Annotated in this window: 13 protein-coding genes and 1 pseudogene; 8 read left to right on the top strand and 6 right to left on the bottom strand. The window is 71.6% G+C overall.

Annotated features, from left to right (window positions below; translation table 11 throughout):
* Positions 1 to 93 precede the first annotated feature (93 nt).
* Positions 94 to 1,113, bottom strand: coding sequence for a hypothetical protein (locus SH922_RS09055; RefSeq protein WP_393063502.1), 1,020 nt, complete (start codon positions 1,111 to 1,113; stop codon positions 94 to 96).
* A gap of 216 nt (positions 1,114 to 1,329) precedes the next feature.
* Here SH922_RS09055 and SH922_RS09050 point away from each other — a divergent pair, with 216 nt between their 5' ends.
* The 4 genes from SH922_RS09050 to dapD all read left to right on the top strand — a co-directional run bounded on the left by SH922_RS09050 (position 1,330) and on the right by dapD (position 3,856).
* Entirely contained in the window at positions 1,330 to 1,650 is a 321-nt protein-coding gene (locus SH922_RS09050; protein ID WP_330827114.1) for a multidrug efflux SMR transporter, read from the top strand.
* Entirely contained in the window at positions 1,650 to 2,186 is a 537-nt protein-coding gene (locus SH922_RS09045) for a TetR/AcrR family transcriptional regulator (protein WP_393056746.1), read from the top strand. The genes SH922_RS09050 and SH922_RS09045 overlap by 1 nt, the downstream gene beginning before the upstream one ends.
* Positions 2,187 to 2,390: 204 nt before the next feature.
* On the top strand, positions 2,391 to 2,738 hold the full coding sequence (locus SH922_RS09040; RefSeq protein ID WP_393056744.1) for a hypothetical protein: 348 nt from the start codon (positions 2,391 to 2,393) through the stop codon (positions 2,736 to 2,738).
* 128 nt (positions 2,739 to 2,866) lie between these two features.
* Positions 2,867 to 3,856, top strand: a complete 990-nt coding sequence (gene dapD, locus SH922_RS09035; RefSeq protein WP_350988864.1) for a 2,3,4,5-tetrahydropyridine-2,6-dicarboxylate N-succinyltransferase — start codon at positions 2,867 to 2,869, stop codon at positions 3,854 to 3,856.
* On the opposite strand, the gene dapA is transcribed toward dapD, so the two are convergent.
* The 3 genes from dapA to SH922_RS09020 all read right to left on the bottom strand — a co-directional run bounded on the left by dapA (position 3,828) and on the right by SH922_RS09020 (position 6,810).
* Entirely contained in the window at positions 3,828 to 4,754 is a 927-nt protein-coding gene (dapA, locus tag SH922_RS09030) for a 4-hydroxy-tetrahydrodipicolinate synthase (RefSeq protein ID WP_393056741.1), read from the bottom strand. The two genes, dapD and dapA, sit on opposite strands and share 29 nt — an antisense overlap.
* A gap of 88 nt (positions 4,755 to 4,842) precedes the next feature.
* On the bottom strand, positions 4,843 to 5,625 hold the full coding sequence (locus SH922_RS09025) for a phosphodiesterase (RefSeq protein WP_393056739.1): 783 nt from the start codon (positions 5,623 to 5,625) through the stop codon (positions 4,843 to 4,845).
* Positions 5,626 to 5,688: 63 nt separating this feature from the next.
* Positions 5,689 to 6,810, bottom strand: coding sequence for a lipid II:glycine glycyltransferase FemX (locus tag SH922_RS09020; RefSeq protein WP_393056737.1), 1,122 nt, complete (start codon positions 6,808 to 6,810; stop codon positions 5,689 to 5,691).
* A 135-nt stretch (positions 6,811 to 6,945) separates the two neighbouring features.
* On the opposite strand from SH922_RS09020, the pseudogene SH922_RS09015 reads away from it, so the two are divergent.
* The 4 genes and pseudogenes from SH922_RS09015 (at position 6,946) to SH922_RS09000 (ending at position 11,466) form a co-directional block, all read left to right on the top strand.
* Positions 6,946 to 7,650 (top strand): annotated as a pseudogene (locus SH922_RS09015) (antibiotic biosynthesis monooxygenase).
* A gap of 213 nt (positions 7,651 to 7,863) precedes the next feature.
* Positions 7,864 to 9,333, top strand: a complete 1,470-nt coding sequence (locus tag SH922_RS09010; RefSeq protein ID WP_393056735.1) for a hypothetical protein — start codon at positions 7,864 to 7,866, stop codon at positions 9,331 to 9,333.
* Positions 9,334 to 9,460: 127 nt separating this feature from the next.
* Complete coding sequence (locus SH922_RS09005; protein WP_393056733.1) at positions 9,461 to 10,939, top strand: alkaline phosphatase PhoX; 1,479 nt, start codon at positions 9,461 to 9,463, stop codon at positions 10,937 to 10,939.
* 296 nt (positions 10,940 to 11,235) lie between these two features.
* Positions 11,236 to 11,466 (top strand): hypothetical protein, encoded by a 231-nt coding sequence (locus tag SH922_RS09000; protein WP_037711258.1) that lies wholly within the window; start codon positions 11,236 to 11,238, stop codon positions 11,464 to 11,466.
* Positions 11,467 to 11,582: 116 nt separating this feature from the next.
* On the opposite strand, the gene SH922_RS08995 is transcribed toward SH922_RS09000, so the two are convergent.
* Positions 11,583 to 12,797: a TerD family protein gene (locus SH922_RS08995; protein ID WP_393056731.1), complete on the bottom strand. Its 1,215-nt coding sequence runs from the start codon at positions 12,795 to 12,797 to the stop codon at positions 11,583 to 11,585.
* A gap of 111 nt (positions 12,798 to 12,908) precedes the next feature.
* A complete protein-coding gene (locus tag SH922_RS08990; protein WP_393056729.1) occupies positions 12,909 to 13,718 on the bottom strand; it encodes an NAD-dependent epimerase/dehydratase family protein in 810 nt (269 codons plus the stop codon).
* Between the last annotated feature and the right edge of the window lie 461 nt (positions 13,719 to 14,179).

Below are 14,179 nucleotides of genomic sequence, written 5' to 3'. Positions count from 1 at the left end.
CGAACAGGGCACCCGCCAACGCCTCCCAGGGCTGCTCGTCGACTGAGCGCATCCGCAGGGCGGACTCCTGGCTTCCGCCCTGCGGATGCCGCATCAGGCCGAGTACTGCGGCGGCATCGCGGCGGCCTCGGCGAGGACCGGGCCCAGGTTCTCGGTGCGGATCCGGCGGTCGACGTACAGCAGCCCGGCCACCAGCGGCGGGAAGGTCGCCACGACCAGCTGGCTGACCAGCTGGCCGATCAGGAACGACCCCACATAGCCGCTCATCGCGACGATGACCGAGGCCGGATTCGGGTCGTCGCCCAGATTCATCGAACCGAGGACGCCGGAGAACATGCCGAGGAACGAGAACGGTATCTGGATCAGATAGCTCGCGACCGCCGCGATGGCGCCGGCCAGCATGGTGATCCCGAAGATCCGCCACCAGTCCCCGCGCACCAGGCTGGACGAGCGGCGCATCGCGGCGATCGGGCCCTGGTTCTCGAAGACGACGGCCGAGGGGGCCAGGCTGAACTTCACCCAGAGCCAGGTCGCCAGCGGAGCCGTCGCCAGGGCGCCCAGGACACCGATCAGGATCGTGACGACCGGCCCGCTGCCGCCGTCCATGCTGAGCATGCCGATCACGAAGGCCAGGAAGCCGGCCCAGGCGAGCAGCAGGGGAACCATCGCGATCAGCCAGGTCAGCAGGACCGTCCCGATCACGGCAGGCATCCGCGCCCAGGCCCTTCGCCAGACGGCGGAGAACGTGGCCGGGCGGCCCAGGACCGCCTCCTGGAGGACCGCCGGCACGGCCGTGTACATCATGGCCGTGGAGATCACGAGGGCGATCAGGCCCACCACCGCGACCGAACCGAAGGCGATGGCCGGCGGGACCCAGTCCTCCGTACGGGGGTTCTGGTCGGAGCCGAGCGACAGTATCCGGTCCAGATGGTCCGCGACGGCGGAGTACGCGATCGCGGCGGCTGCCACCACCACGGCCAGCGCCCCGCCGTACGCGGCAGCGCCGACGCCGAGCAACTGCTTGCCGTAACGGCCCAAGGTGGCGAACGCCCCGCTCAGGACGTTCCCGAGCCGCAGCGGGCCCAGAGGTATCACCCCGGGCTTCGGCGGCATCCAGCCGCCGCCCCAGCCGCCCCAGCCGGGCGGCCCCCCGGGTCCCCCGTACGGCGCGCCCCCGTAGGCACCGCCACCCCACCCCGCGTCCTGCGCCACTGCTGCTCCGTCGGTCAGTCGATCATGAACTGGCATGTACTGGACGGACCACGGTAACGCCCCCGGCGTCCTTCCGGCCCCGGGCCTCCCGCACCGCCGATGCGTACACTCGTACACATGGGATACGGACTGCTGGCCGCGGCCATCGCGGCAGAGGTCGCCGGGACGACCGCCATGAAGTACAGCGAGGGATTCACCAGGCTGTGGCCTTCGTTGATCACCGTCGCCGGATACCTGCTCGCCTTCTCGCTGCTCGCCCAGACGCTCAGGACGATGTCGATGGGGACGGCGTACGCGATCTGGGCCGGGATCGGCACCGCCGCCGTCGCCGTCATCGGCATGCTGTTCATGGGGGAGTCCGGCAGCCCCGTCAAGGCGGCGGGCATCGCCCTGGTCATCGCCGGTGTGGTGGTCCTCAATCTGGGCGGAGCGCACTGATGGCGCGGCGGTACGACCCCGAGCGGCGCGAGCGGATCATCGACGCGGCGATCCGGGTGGTCGACGCCAAGGGGATCGCGGGGCTCAGCCACCGCTCCGTCGCCGCCGAGGCCGATGTGCCGCTCGGCTCGACGACATACCACTTCGCCTCACTCGACGAACTGCTGATCGCCGCCCTGCGCCGGTCGAACGAGAACTTCGCCACGCTCATGCGCGCGAGCCGGGCCCTCGCCGACCCGGCCGCCGATCTCGCCACCGAACTGGCCCGGCTGCTCGGGGAGTTCTTCGGCGCCGGCCGCGGCCGGGCGGAGCTGGAGTACGAGCTGTACCTCGCTGCCCTGCGCCGGCCCGCGCTGCGCCCGGTCGCCGCCGAGTGGACCGACGACACCGCCGCACTCCTGGCGCCGCGCACCGGCCCGGCCACGGCGCGGGCGCTGGTCGCGCTGATGGACGGGATCTGTCTGCAGGTCCTCCTCACCGGCGGGGCCTATGACGAGGCGTACGCGCGGGAGATGCTGGCCCGGATCAGCAGCTGACCCGATCCCTCCGGCTCCGCCCGTGAACCCGGAAGGCCGCTCCGGGCAACAGCAGATGACACGCCTCGTGCGGAACTGCTGAAGAAGACCGAGCACTGGTACCGGTACGCGGACCCGGAGTTCGAGAACGGGCGGTCGGGCGACGACCACTCGGCCCGTGAGCGGTTCCAGCTGCTGGCGGCGCTGCCGTCCGACCCGGCCCAGGTGAAGAAGCGGGCCCGCGCCTTCTACCCGGGCGACGGTGAGTCCGTCGCCCGGCACGACTTCGGAGCGCTGTCGATGCTGGCGATGTCCTACCCCGCCGACCCGAAGGGGCTCGCCGCGGTCTACCGGGCGATGGCCACCGTGCCCGGCCTCAGAGCCGTACAGACGCAGGACGCCCTGAACCGGCCGGTCGTCGGAATCCGCTACCCGGGGGAGCGTGACCTGTTCCTGCTGGACGCGCAGACCATGAGGTTCGCCGGCTGGGGCTCGCTGGACTCGCCGACCGCGGACGGTGTCAGCGCCGTGCTGAAGACCGCTCTGGTCGACAGGAAGGGGGAGCGCTCCTGACCGTCGGTACGGCTCGTCCGCGATCGCCGTACGGGGGGTGCGGGGGTGTCCCCGTACGGCGGCAGGCGCGACGCCCGGACGCTGAGACCGGTTGGCCCGGGCGGCCCCCGGCCGGTTAGGTTCTGGTCATGACCGACACGACTTCCACCCGCACCACCGGCGCCGTCGCCGCCGGCCTCGCCACCATCGCCGGCGACGGTTCCGTTCTCGACACCTGGTTCCCCGCCCCCGAGCTCACCGCCGAGCCCGGACCGGCCGGAACCGAGCGGCTCACCCCCGACCGTGCTGTCAACCTGCTCGGTGAGGGCGCCGCCAAGGCCATCGGCGTGGACGCCCGCCGCGGGGTCGAGGTCGTCGCCGTCCGAACGGTCATCGCCTCGCTCGACGACAAGCCGCTCGACGCGCACGACGCGTACCTGCGCCTGCATCTGCTCTCGCACCGCCTGGTCCAGCCGCACGGGCAGAACCTGGACGGCCTGTTCGGCCTGCTCACCAACGTGGCCTGGACCTCGCTCGGCCCGGTCGCCGTCGACGATCTGGAGAAGGTCCGGCTCAACGCCCGCGCCGAGGGCCTGCACCTCCAGGTCACCTCGGTCGACAAGTTCCCGCGCATGACGGACTACGTCGCGCCGAAGGGCGTCCGGATCGCCGACGCCGACCGGGTGCGACTCGGCGCGCACCTCGCGGCCGGCACCACCGTCATGCACGAGGGCTTCGTCAACTTCAACGCGGGCACCCTCGGCACCTCCATGGTCGAGGGCCGGATCTCCGCAGGCGTCGTCGTCGGGGACGGCTCGGACATCGGTGGCGGCGCCTCCACCATGGGCACGCTCTCCGGCGGTGGCAAGGAGCGCATCGTGATCGGCGAGCGCTGCCTGGTCGGCGCGGAGGCCGGTGTCGGGATCGCGCTGGGCGACGAGTGTGTCGTCGAGGCCGGTCTGTACGTCACCGCCGGTACCCGCGTCACCCTGCCGGACGGTCAGGTCGTCAAGGCGCGCGAGCTCTCCGGCGCCTCGAACATCCTCTTCCGCCGCAACTCGGTGAGCGGCGCCGTCGAGGCCCGCCCGAACAACGCGGTCTGGGGCGGACTCAACGACGTCCTGCACAGCAACGACTGAACGACTGGCAGGCGGCGAGCAGTTCCGCGTACGCCTTCCGCAGCCCGTCGGACGCCTCGCGCCCGGCGGGCTGCAGCGGTTCGCGGACCGGGCCCGCGTCCAGCAGCGCCTTCGCCGTCACCGTGCCCGGCAGCCCTGACGCCATCATCAGTTCCGTGAGCGGGGCCAGGAGCCCGTTCAGCCGGGCAGCCCCTGCGGTGTCCCCGGCGTCGAAGGCGTCCAGCACGGCGCGCAGCGGACGCGGCGCCACATTGGCGACCGTGCTGACGTAACCCGCGCCGCCGACCGCGTACAGCGGCAGATTCAGCTCCTCGGATCCGGAGTAGTACGCGAGCGTGGTGGCGGCGATCACCTTCGTCGCACCCAGCAGGTCGTACGAACAGTCCTTCACCGCCACGATGCGCGGGTGCTCCGCCAGCCGCAGCATCGTCTCCGGTTCGATGCGGGTGCCGGTGCGGCCGGGGATGTCGTACAGCATCAGCGGGAGTCCGGTCGACCCGGCGACCCGCAGGAAGTGCGCCTCGACGGCGGCCTGCGGGGGCCGGCTGTAGTACGGGGTGACGACCAGCAGGCCGTCGGCGCCCGCCTGTTCCGCCTGTCTGCCCAGTTCCACGGTGTGCCGCGTGTCAGCCGTCCCGACGCCCGCGACCAGCGAGACGTCCGGGCCGACCGCCTCCCGCACCGCGCGTACCAGGGCCGCCTTCTCGGCGTCGGAGGTGGTCGGGGACTCGCCGGTGGTGCCGCTGAGCACCAGACCGTCGCAGCCGCCGGCGACCAGCGTCGTGGCGTGCGCGGCGGCGGTGTCCGGATCGAGGTCGCCGGCGGCGGTGAACGGCGTGACCATGGCGCAGAGGGCGCGGCCGAAGGGGCGGGGGCGGGAGAGTGCGGGCGGCGTCATGCCCGAAGTGTCGGCCTGCCGACCGTGAAGGTCCACTTAGTTCTTCTTCGGGTGAAGGTGAAGCAGCGCTCAACTGTTGCGTGGAGCGTCAGTACCCGGCCAGCGCTCCGGCCGCATGGCTGACCGGCACGGCATGGGTGACCCATGCATCGCCCGCGAGCAGATGCAGCAGGAACGACGTCGGCTCCGCCAGATAGCCGGGTACGGCATCCCGCAGGGCCAGGCCGCTCTGCCGAAAGGTGCTGGGCGCCACGGCCAGCACGCTGCCCGCGAAGGCGGCGGTGACCGGACGGTGGAGATGGCCGGCCAGGACCCGGACGACGTTCGGGTGGGCGGCGACCACCTCGGCCAGCGCCTCGCCGTCCGCCAGCCGCATCCCGTCCAGGAACGGGATCCCGACCGGCACCGGTGGATGGTGCAGGCACACGAGAGCCGGGACGCCGGTCCTGCGGGAGAGCAGGCCGTCCAGCCACTCCAACTGCTCCGCCCCCAGCAGCCCGCCCGGGGACCCGGCCACCGCCGAGTCCAGGACGGCCACCGTGAACGCAGGGTGATCCACGGCGTAGTGCGCCTCGGTGCCCCCGCCCACGAACGCCGTGCCGCCGAACGCGTCCATCAGCGCCGCCGGATCGTCATGGTTGCCGGTCACCAGGTGCAGCGGCAGCGGGAACCGCCCGATCACTTCGCGCAGCAGGGCGTACTCCGCAGGCGTACCCCGGTCGGCGAGATCACCGGTGATCACCACGCAGTCGGGCAGCGGGTCGAGTGCGAGCACCCGGCGCAGCGCCCGGTCGAGACCGGCCGCCGGTTCGGCGGCCAGCGCGCCGGCGGTGAGATGCGGATCGCTGAGATGTGCCACGGAGACGGTCATCCCGGCAGTCTGCCCCGCAACCGGGGCTGGCAACGCCGGTCCTGGGTACGCCGTACGGTGCGCTCAGCGCCGGGACATGTACAGGCCGAACGCCTTGTGCAGCAGCTTGCCGACCGGGTAGTCCCACTCGCCGATGTATTCGGCGGCCCGCCCCCCGGTGCCCGCCTTGAACCGCAGCAGGCCCAGCAGGTGGTTGCCCTCGTCGAGGGTGTCGGTGATGCCGCGCAGGTCGTAGACGGCGGCGCCCCGCTCGTGCGCGTCGCTCATCATCCGCCACTGGATCGCGTTGTTGGGCTGCACCTCGCGCCGGCGGCTCGTCGAGGCGCCGTACGAGTACCAGACATGGGTCCCCACGGTCAGCATCGTCGCCGCGGAGAGCACCTCCCCGTCGTGGTGGGCGAGATAGAGCCGCATCCGGTCCGGATCCTCGGCCCGCAGCGCGGTCCACATGCGCTCGAAGTACGCGAGCGGCCGGGGGATGAAGCGATCGCGCTCGGCGGTCTCGCGGTACAGCTCGTAGAAGACCGGAAGGTCGTCGAGGCCGCCCTCGACGACCTTCACGCCCGCCTTCTCCGCCTTCTTGATGTTGCGCCGCCACTGCTGGTTCAGCCCGCCCCGGATCTCCTCCAGCGACCGTCCGGCGAACGGCACCTGGAACACGTACCGGGGCTGCCCGGCGCTGAAGCCGTCCGCGTCCCCGTCCGCGCCCTGCTGCCAGCCCAGCCGGCGCAACTGCTCCACGACCTCGGCGGCCCGGGGCTCGGTGACATCCGCCTCGACGTCGCGCAGCCGGCCCGCGGCCGGGTCCGCGATGGCGTCCTTGAGCGTCGGCGCCTCCCAGCGGCGGGCGATCACGGGCGGGCCCATCCGTACGGTGAACGCGCCCCGGGCCTTGGCGTGGGCCACCAGGGGATCGAGCCAGGGGCGCAGATCGCCCTCGTGCCAGGGGATGACCGGGCCCTCCGGCAGATAGGCCAGATACCGCTTCAGCCTGGGCACCGGGCGGTACAGCACCAGCCCGGCACCGGCGATCCGCCCGTCGTCGTCGAACCAGCCGATGCTCTCCGCACGCCAGTCGGGCTTCACCTCACCCCACGAGGGGACCTGCATATGACTGGCGGCGTCCCTGTCGGCGACGAACGCCAGATGCTGTTCGCGCGTGATCTCCTCGACCCGCAGCGTCATGCGGTACTCCGTTCGTTGTCCGATTCGTCAGCGTAGTGAGGGGGGCGCGGGTCGCGGTTGACCTCAAGCGTGGTTGACGTATCAGGGTGGCTGTCACGGACGCACCGCAAGGGTGCGCCGGTGAGGGGAGCCGCCATGACCGTGCAGTTCGTGTCCCGGCCCGATGTCACCCGAGCGGATGCGGGGCTCGTCAAGGTCAGCACCTGGGACGTCGGCACGCCGGAGCGCCGGCGGCAGGCCGTCGAGGCCATCCGCTCCGCATGGGGGACCAGGCGCTGGCCGCACCCGGGACTGCTCTCGTACAGCGTGTACACGGGAGAGGACGGGGGGACGCTCCTGCACTACTCGCAGTGGACCGGTGAGGAGAGCTACCAGGAGTTCGTCCGGGACGGCCGGGACGAGCGGAACGCCCAGATCGACGCGGCCGTGCCGGGCATCGAGCGACTCGGGCTGCACACCTACGAGCTCTACCGCTCCTCGTCGCCAGGCGACCGGGAGCCCGGCTGCGTCGTGGTGGTCGACGTCGAGTTCGACGGCGCGGACAAGGCCCGCCAACGCGACTGAGTGGACGGCGTGTTCGAAGCGCTCGGGACGGACCCGGACCCCGCGCCCGGCGGGCTCGCCGGCCACTTCCACGTGAGCACCGACGGGACCCGGGTGCTCAACTACGCGGAGTGGGTGAGCGCACAGGCCCACATCGACGCACTGGCCACGCCCGGGGACGGCATCGGATCGCGGACGCCGCAGTGGGAACGGGTGCAGACCTACCCGGGCGTCACCGGCGGTGGCGTGCACCGCTACACCCCCGCGCTCAGCCTGCGGCCGGGCGGGGGCGGGTAGCGGTGCGGGTGGCAGTGGCCTTCCGTGGGCGGCAATTCCTGATGTACGAAGATCAGTTGTCCGGGTCCCTTCGGTGACCGGTCTCCTTCTCCTTCGTGAACCGGGCGGCACCGGGTGAAATGCGTCTAGGCTTGGGACGCCTGACCCCGTACCCGCCCGGAGCCGTGGCCCCGGCGACGTGTACACCCGCACGTTTTCGAGGAGAACCCCCTGATGTCCGCAGAGCGCCCCACCCTGCCGCCGGTACGGTTGCACACCGAGGCGGAGCTGGCACGGGACGCGCTTGCCGCGCCGCTGCTCGCCCGCGCCGTCCGGCTCGCCCGCTGGGCCGGGCCGGACACGCGGGTCGGCGCGGGTGGCGAGCTCGTCGACGATCAGTTGCCCGCGGCGGCCGAGCACCTGGGCCTCGTCGCGGACGAGGACGGTGCGGCGGAGGCCAGCGAGGCGTGGCGGCTCGCGGTCGACACCGGCCTGGTCGACGTCGAGGACCCGGAGGCGGACGCGGACGCGGATTCCGACGGCGACGCGGAGGGAACCGTCACCGCGGGAGAGAACCTGGCACTGCTGACCGGCGGTTCGCCGCAGGACGTTCTGGCGATCTGGCTCGACGGCCTGGAGGCCGCCCACGCCGACGCCACAGCCCCGGTCTTCGACGACTTCGCCGACCTCGTCGGTGAGGACGGGTCGGTCGACTTCGACGCGCTGGACTGGGACCCGGAGACCGAGGCCGAATTCCTCGACGGGGTGCTCGGCAACCTCTATCTGCTCACGGTCGGCGAGGGCGCGGGCGACGAGCCCGTGCCGCTGCCCGCGCTGGCCGCCTCGATGATCGTTCCCGACGACATGGGCGAGCCCACCGACGACATCCTGGAACAGGTGTCCGACGCGATGATGCGCCTCGACGACCAGTTCCGGGTCCTCGAACCCATCGGCATCGTCGAATACCACCCGGTGGACGAGGCATTGCTGGCCGAGGAGGGCGAGGAGGCCGTGCCGCCGGCCGACGACGACGACGTCACCCGGTACGGCATGGTGAAGCTGACCCCACTCGGCCTCTACGGCATCCGGGCCCGGATGCTGGACGCCGGTGTGGACGCCCCGGCCATCGGCGACCTGGCGGACAAGGGCGCCGACGTGCTGCTCGGCGGCATCGCGTACTACCCCGAGTCGGCGGCCCGCGGCGAGATCGAGCTGTGGCTCGCGCGGCACGGCGCCGACGGGGCGGCCGGTGAACTCCTGGACGCCGCACGCGGCGAGGACCCGCAGGCACCGCTGCGCCGGCTGCACTGCCAGCAGGCGCTCGCCCTGGTCGGCGCGGGGGCCGAAACCGCGGTGCGCGCGGTGCTGGGCGACTCCGAGCTGGGCGGACTCGCCAGGGTCTGGCTCGCCGAGCGGGGTGCCGCCGACGTGCCTGCCCCCTCGGAGGCGATGATCTTCTGGCTCGCCATCGACACGATCGCGGCGCAGCTGGAGGCGGACGGCGATCTGGACGAGCTCCAGGGCCTGGTCGAGGGGTTGTCCGGCCAGCACAGCGGCTTCTTCGACGAGGCGTGGCGGGTGGACCACCCGGCGACGGCGGACGTCCTGGAGGCGATGGGGCGGCTGCACAGTGACAAGAAGCAGGCGAAGGCCGCCCGCAAGGCCGCCTTCAAGGCGCGGTCGCGGAGCGGCTCCGGCAACTGAGCAGGCGGCGGCGAGGAAGTTCACGCAACGGAATCCCTCGAAGTCGTCCTCAGTTCAACTGGTGTTGGCGCAGGGGCGGGACGGTGATCCCGCAACCAACCCGCCCCAGCTGCACCAGGAGTACGTGATGGCCTTCACGCGCAGGGAATTCACCAGACAGTCCGCCCTCACCGGTGCCGGCATCGCCCTCACCGGAACCGTCGCCGCGCTGGCCACCGCACCCGGCGCCCTCGCCGCCGGGGACTCCAAGCACGGCCACGACGACCACGGCCACGGTCACGACGGACACGGACACGGGCACAGCCACGAGCCCGGCTACGGGCCGCTGCTCCCCGACCCGAAGGGCATACTCGCGCTGCCCGCCGGATTCTCGTACAAGGTCATCACCCACAGTGGCGTCACCAAGCTGGAGACCGGCGAGTACACCCCCTCCAACCACGACGGCACGGCCGCCTTCGAGGGTGCGCGCGGCGTGACCCTGCTGGTGAACAACCACGAGCTGAGCGGCACCCGCGCCGGCTGGGAGCACCCCGTTCCGCTCACCGACGGCCTCGTCTACGACCCGGTCGCGGCCGGCGGCTGCACCGTCGTGGAGACCCGCCGCGACGGCCGCACCGCCGAATGGGTCGGCATCGCCGGCACCTCCACCAACTGCGCCGGCGGCTCCACCCCGTGGGGCACCTGGCTGACCTGTGAGGAGACCGAGGACAAGGCCGGGAAGAACGGCCTGCTCAAGGACCACGGCTACGTCTTCGAGGTCGACCCGTCCGACCGGCGCGCCAACCGCGACCCGCGCCCGATCAAGGCGTTCGGCCGCTACGCCCACGAGGCCGTCGTCATCGACCCCAAGCAGGGGCACGCCTACCTCACCGAGGACGCGTCCGGCCCCAACGGACTGCTCTACCGCTGGGTCCCGCCGCACGGCTTCAAGCACGGCCGCGGCAAGCTCCGCACGCTCGCCGACGACGCCGGTGTCCTCCAGGCCACCAAGTGCTTCGACCGCAACGGCAAGTTCGTCGACGACCTCTCGCGCGCCACGAAGATCGGCACCGTGTACGGCGTGGACTGGGTCGACGTGCCCGACCGTGATGCCAAGACCGTTTCGGTGCGCAAGCAGTTCGGTGCCCAGGACGTCACCCGCGCCCGCAAGCTCGAAGGCATGTGGTGGGGCGACGGCGGCGCCTACATCGTCTCCTCGTTCGCCCGTGACGAGAGCCCCGTACAGCACGACGGCCAGGTCTGGTTCTACGACCCGAAGCGCCGCACGCTGACGCTGAAGGTGCTCCTCGGCGTCAACGCCGACCCCTCCAAGGACGGCGCCTTCGACGGCCCGGACAACATCACCGTCTCGCCCTACGGCGGCCTGGTCATCTCCGAGGACGGGGAGGGCGTCCAGCACCTCTTCGGGGCGACCGAGAGCGGCCGCACCTACCCCATCGCGCGCAACGAGCTGAACGCCGGCACGGAGGCCGAGCCGGAGTACAGCGAGTTCACCGGTGTGACCTTCTCGCCCGACGGCAAGACGCTCTTCGCCAACATCCAGACGCCCGGCATCATGCTGGCCATCACCGGCCCGTGGAAGCGCCACTCGCGTCGGGAGCAGTAGAGCCCTGCGGCAGAGCCCCTCAGCTGTGATCCGGCCCCGGTCCGTGGCGGTGGTGTCCGCCGCGGACCGGGGCCGGTCCTGTGCCCGGAACGCCTGCCGGTCATGCCCCAAAGGGAAGCGATAACCGCCACATCCGCGGCGGCCCCGCAGGCGCCGTGACACGGGCGGTGCCCTTGCAGGAAGCGGGGAGGAGCAGCGCACGGTCCCGGAACCGCTGATTACGAATCCGGCATCAGTGCGGCCCCAGGAGCGGTCGGGCATGGCGTCGGGCGTTTCCAGGGCGCATACTCAATGTAATGAAACAGTCAGCCGGATCCCGGCGTCACCTGCCTTCCAGTCCCTTCAACCGCCCGGCCCAGGCGGCCCCACCGGTCGAATTGTTCGATGTGGGCGACAGGGTGTCGCATGACCAGTTCGGACTCGGTCGAGTCCTTGCTGTCGAGGGCGACAACGACGCAGTGCTCATCGACTTCTCGGGGCGACAGGGGAGGATCCTGAGCCCGTACTCCAAGCTGACCAAGCTCTGAGAGAAGCGACGAGCACGCGCCGCGTACGCCGTATTTCTCTCGCCGACCGCCTTCAGGGGCACCCGCAGCCAGCCGGGTGCCCCTGAAGACGTTCCACCGGTCCCCCGGGGCCCGTCCTAGAGCGACTGGGCGGCGGGCTTCACCATGCCGCGGACGGTGCGCGACTTCACGAAGTCGCCCATCGCGGTCATCTCCCACTCGCCGGAGAACTGCTTGATCAGCTTGGCCATCATCACGCCGGTCTGCGGCTCCGCGCCGGTCAGGTCGAAGCGGACCAGCTCCTCGCCGGTGGCCGCGTCGATCAGCCGGCAGTAGGCCTTGGCCACCTCGGTGAACTTCTGGCCGGTGAACGAGTTGACCGTGAACACCAGGCCGGTCGCCTCCGGGGGAATCCGGCCCAGGTCGACGACGATCACCTCGTCGTCGCCGGCGCCCTCGCCGGTGAGGTTGTCCCCCGAGTGCTTGATGGCGCCGTTCAGGATGGAGAGCTTGCCGAAGTAGCAGCTGTCCAGGTGGTTGCGGTTGGGGCCGTATGCGATCACCGAGGCATCGAGGTCGATGTCCTTGCCACGGAACGCGGGCTCCCAGCCGAGGCCCATCTTGACCTGGGAGAGCAGCGGACGGCCGCCCTTGACCAGTGACACCGTCTGGTTCTTCTGCAGGCTGACCCGGCCCTTGTCGAGGTTGATCTTGCCGGAGGCCGGGGGAGCGGAGGGCGCCGGAGGCGCCGGGGGCGCGACGGGCGGTGCGGCTGCCACCGGGGGAGCGGCGATCCGCGGGTCCACCGGCGGTGCGACGGGGGCCGGAGGCGCGACTGGGGCGGCGGCGGGCTCCTCGACGGACACACCGAAGTCGGTGGCGATGCCGGCCAGCCCGTTGGCATAGCCCTGCCCGACTGCGCGGGCCTTCCAGGCGCCGCCCCGCCGGTAGACCTCGATGACCACGAGCGCGGTCTCGGAGCCCAGCTGCGGCGGGGTGAACGTGGCGAGCGCACTGCCGTCGTCCGCGTTGCGCACGGTGGCGGTGGGCTCGATGCCCTGGAAGGTCTGACCCGCTCCGTCCGGGCTCGCCGTGACGACGATCTTCTCGATGCCGGGCGGCACCGCGGCGGTGTCCACCACGATCGCGTCGGGCGCGGTCCCGCCGCCGGAGCGGTAGGTCACACCCGGGCCCGCGGGCTGGTTGTAGAAGATGAAGTCGTCGTCGGAGCGCACCTTGCCGTCGGCGGTGAGCAGCAGGCCCGATACGTCGAGCCGCACGGGAGCGGCGACGTCCACCGTCACGCGGGCGGCGGAGAGGGGGATGTTCGAGCCGGGTGTCATAGCGGTCATGCACGAGGTAACGAATGACCCGGCTTTGCCGTTCCCTTACCTTCCGACGGCTTCGCCCGTACGGCGGCAGTGCGCCTCCGCCCGGGAGGGGCGCCCCCGTCGCCCGACTTCTCAGTACGGCCAGATCGGCGGGTTGGTGCAGAAGTGGCCGCCGAGGTGGGCGTGGTCCGGGTTGTCCGGGTCGAGCTCGCCCTGTTCGGCGATGAGCTTCGCCGCGTACTGCTCCGAGTCGTCCTGCGGTTCGTAGCCCAGGGACCGGGCCGTCGTCAGGTCCCACCACAGGCGGGTGTTGTCCGACGAGCCGTGGATGACGGTGTGTCCCACGTTCTCGGCGGTGATCGCGGCGTCGAAGAGCCGGGCACCGTCGGCGGGGCTCATCCAGACGGACAGCATCCGTACGGATGTCGGCTCGGGGAAGCACGAGCCGATCCGCACCGAGACGGTCTCCAGGCCGTGCCGGTCCCAGTAGAGCTGGGCGAGGTCCTCGCCGAAGGACTTGGAGAGGCCGTAGAAGGTGTCCGGGCGGCGTGGGGTGTCGATGGGAATGAGCGGGTCGCCGGGGAGCGGCCGCGGGGTGAAGCCGACGGCATGGTTGGAGGAGGCGAAGACGATCCGGCGTACGCCCTCCGCGAGGGCGGCCTCGTAGAGGTTGTAGGTGCCCTCGATGTTCGCCCTGAGGATCTTGTCGAAGGACGCTTCCAGGGAGATGCCCGCAAGGTGGATGATCGCGTCGACGCCCCGCACGGCCTCGCGCAGTGCCTCCTTGTCGCCGAGGTCGGCGGTGATCGCGTCCGGCTCGCCCTCGATGGGGAACATGTCGAACAGGCGGAGCTCGTAACCGTGGGCGGGGAGCAGCCCGCGCATCAGGGTGCCGAGACCGCCGGCGGCGCCGGTGAGCAGGACGGTGCGGGGGGCGGGCATACGCGGATCTCCTCGGTACGTGGGCGAGCGCGCGCTCGCTAGATGCATGGGTGGCATTCACATGCGTGGACAAGTTACGGAGCGTGTGCGGTTGCGTCAAGGGGTTGTTGCTCGCCCGGTCCCCGGGTGCGGGGTTCCGTCCTCAAGCGCCGGACGGGCTTGGTGCGGGTCCTCCGCGGGGGTGCGCCTGCCCGGTGGGTGGGGGCGGGGCCCCTCCGGGGCGTCTCCTCGGAAATGGCGTGTTCACCCGGTGACGCGGTGGACCCGGGTCGTACGCCATTTCCTGCGGGGACTCCCCTGCACGTCCCCACCCGGTCCCGCCCGCGTGTGCACGCCGGTGGTACTGCTGCCGCAGACGCACGGCGGCCGGGTCCGGGGCCGTGCAGGGGAGTCCCCGCAGGACGACGAACAGATACCCGGGTCACGCCGCGTACCCGCGGAACGTTCGGCGTTTGAGGAGA

The organism is Streptomyces sp. LN549, from assembly GCF_043203805.1.
In the GTDB taxonomy this organism is placed as follows: domain Bacteria; phylum Actinomycetota; class Actinomycetes; order Streptomycetales; family Streptomycetaceae; genus Streptomyces.
Note: the sequence above shows the minus strand (reverse complement) of the source record. Positions and strands in the feature narration are given on the sequence as shown.

What these genes read in the sequence shown, in the direction of transcription:
- SH922_RS09025 (WP_393056739.1), bottom strand. Translation starts at nt 5,625, where the DNA reads ATGACCGTCTCCGTGGCACATCTCAGCGATCCGCATCTCACCGCCGGC.
- SH922_RS09010 (WP_393056735.1), top strand. Translation starts at nt 7,864, where the DNA reads ATGTCCGCAGAGCGCCCCACCCTGCCGCCGGTACGGTTGCACACCGAG.
- SH922_RS09000 (WP_037711258.1), top strand. Translation starts at nt 11,236, where the DNA reads ATGAAACAGTCAGCCGGATCCCGGCGTCACCTGCCTTCCAGTCCCTTC.
- dapA (WP_393056741.1), bottom strand. Translation starts at nt 4,754, where the DNA reads ATGACGCCGCCCGCACTCTCCCGCCCCCGCCCCTTCGGCCGCGCCCTC.
- SH922_RS09055 (WP_393063502.1), bottom strand. Translation starts at nt 1,113, where the DNA reads ATGCCGCCGAAGCCCGGGGTGATACCTCTGGGCCCGCTGCGGCTCGGG.
- SH922_RS09050 (WP_330827114.1), top strand. Translation starts at nt 1,330, where the DNA reads ATGGGATACGGACTGCTGGCCGCGGCCATCGCGGCAGAGGTCGCCGGG.
- SH922_RS09005 (WP_393056733.1), top strand. Translation starts at nt 9,461, where the DNA reads ATGGCCTTCACGCGCAGGGAATTCACCAGACAGTCCGCCCTCACCGGT.
- SH922_RS09045 (WP_393056746.1), top strand. Translation starts at nt 1,650, where the DNA reads ATGGCGCGGCGGTACGACCCCGAGCGGCGCGAGCGGATCATCGACGCG.
- SH922_RS08990 (WP_393056729.1), bottom strand. Translation starts at nt 13,718, where the DNA reads ATGCCCGCCCCCCGCACCGTCCTGCTCACCGGCGCCGCCGGCGGTCTC.
- SH922_RS08995 (WP_393056731.1), bottom strand. Translation starts at nt 12,797, where the DNA reads ATGACCGCTATGACACCCGGCTCGAACATCCCCCTCTCCGCCGCCCGC.
- SH922_RS09020 (WP_393056737.1), bottom strand. Translation starts at nt 6,810, where the DNA reads ATGACGCTGCGGGTCGAGGAGATCACGCGCGAACAGCATCTGGCGTTC.
- dapD (WP_350988864.1), top strand. Translation starts at nt 2,867, where the DNA reads ATGACCGACACGACTTCCACCCGCACCACCGGCGCCGTCGCCGCCGGC.